Source organism: Bacteroides sp. B1-V-101 (assembly GCF_023656585.1).
GTDB classification, from domain to species: Bacteria; Bacteroidota; Bacteroidia; order Bacteroidales; family Bacteroidaceae; genus Bacteroides; species Bacteroides thetaiotaomicron.
In genome coordinates this window covers 1-1,292 of record NZ_JAMOKH010000092.1, presented here as the reverse complement: position 1 = coordinate 1,292, position 1,292 = coordinate 1, and the positions used below count along the sequence as shown (strand labels likewise).

The window sequence follows — 1,292 nt, the reverse complement described above, 5'->3', positions numbered from 1 at the left end:
CTACTCTTCAGAAGTGTATAGCTACTTCCTAAACCTAAGATATTTTCGAAGTTAAGGACCTTTTTATTATACGGCTAATGTTACAAATGGAGTCTGCCTTCGTATCACAGCAAAAGACCTTGCTATGATTTTGGCTCTTACAGCATTGATTACAGATGCTTTATGTTTCCCCTCTGCTATTTTCCTTTTATAGTATGCTTTCATCTGCGGATCCCAAGAGATGGCAGTAATAGCTGCCCGGGTAAGGTATACTTTTACTTCTTTGTTAGCCAATGAAGAAGTCTGCGTTTTTCCCCGTATGGAAATACCTGAAGTATGTTCAAATGGGGCGACCCCACAATAGCAGGCAAATTTCCTCGGGTTGTCAAATCTTTGAAAATTGTCAGTAACACACAGTAATACAATGGCATTGATAATTCCTATTCCTTTTATACTTCTTAATAGCAAGTAGTTTGTGTAAAGCGATGTACTGGCGGCTATTAGTTGCTCCATATCCTCTTCCACCTCCAGGATTCTTTCTTTTATCGACTTGAGCTGCTCTTCCAAAAAAGAAATGGATTCTGTCACATCAGCCAACTTAGCCATCCAGGAGAATGTTTCCAATAACTTTATGCTTGATACTTTTTGCTTGACCAAATTGTCACGTATAATAATCCATCCCCGCAGTCTCACCAAGTCTTTGTCAGGCAATTTGTATAACTCCAGTTTTCGATAGTGTAATACCGCATAGTTCGCTATTCTTTTGGCGTCAATGCGGTCATTTTTGCCTCGTTGCAAGCCTATGGACTTCTTGATGGTCAACGGGCAAACCAAAGCCAGGGAAAATCCCATGGAGACACTGGAAACAGATAACTCTGTGACATAACTTCCCATGTTTTCAGCACAGAACAAGAGTTTGGATAAAGAGAGATGATAACCAGCTATCCAATCCAATAAAGATTGGATCCCAGTTGGAGTGTTATCAAAAGACTTGTGAGACAACTCTTTTTCGTCTGCGGACATTAATGATGCATCGAAAGTTTTTTTTCCTACATCAAGACCTACAAAATGAGAATAATTCATAACTTTGTATTTACAGTATTAAACATGAAGGAGAAACAGCTAATACATTTATTAGGTCGTGAGCCTACAATTCTAACTGGCTAGGTTCTCCTATTAAGAGAGTTGCAGTCTGATTCAGCCTATAGTCATTTAAGACTAGTGTCAAAGTTAGTTCACTGCAACTCTACTTTTCAAATATACACTTATATTTTGTTGTGATATTTAATACTGCAAATGTAAATGTGTCAAAA

General features: G+C 38.2%; 1 protein-coding gene. It reads right to left on the bottom strand.

What is annotated here, in order from left to right; translation table 11 throughout:
* Positions 1–66: 66 nt before the first annotated feature.
* Positions 67–1,062, bottom strand: a complete 996-nt coding sequence (locus NBH01_RS26540) for an IS110 family RNA-guided transposase (RefSeq protein WP_005941495.1) — start codon at positions 1,060–1,062, stop codon at positions 67–69.
* Between the last annotated feature and the right edge of the window lie 230 nt (positions 1,063–1,292).

Excerpts from the sequence above, each read along its gene's own strand:
- NBH01_RS26540 (WP_005941495.1), bottom strand. The coding sequence starts at position 1,062 with ATGAATTATTCTCATTTTGTAGGTCTTGATGTAGGAAAAAAAACTTTC.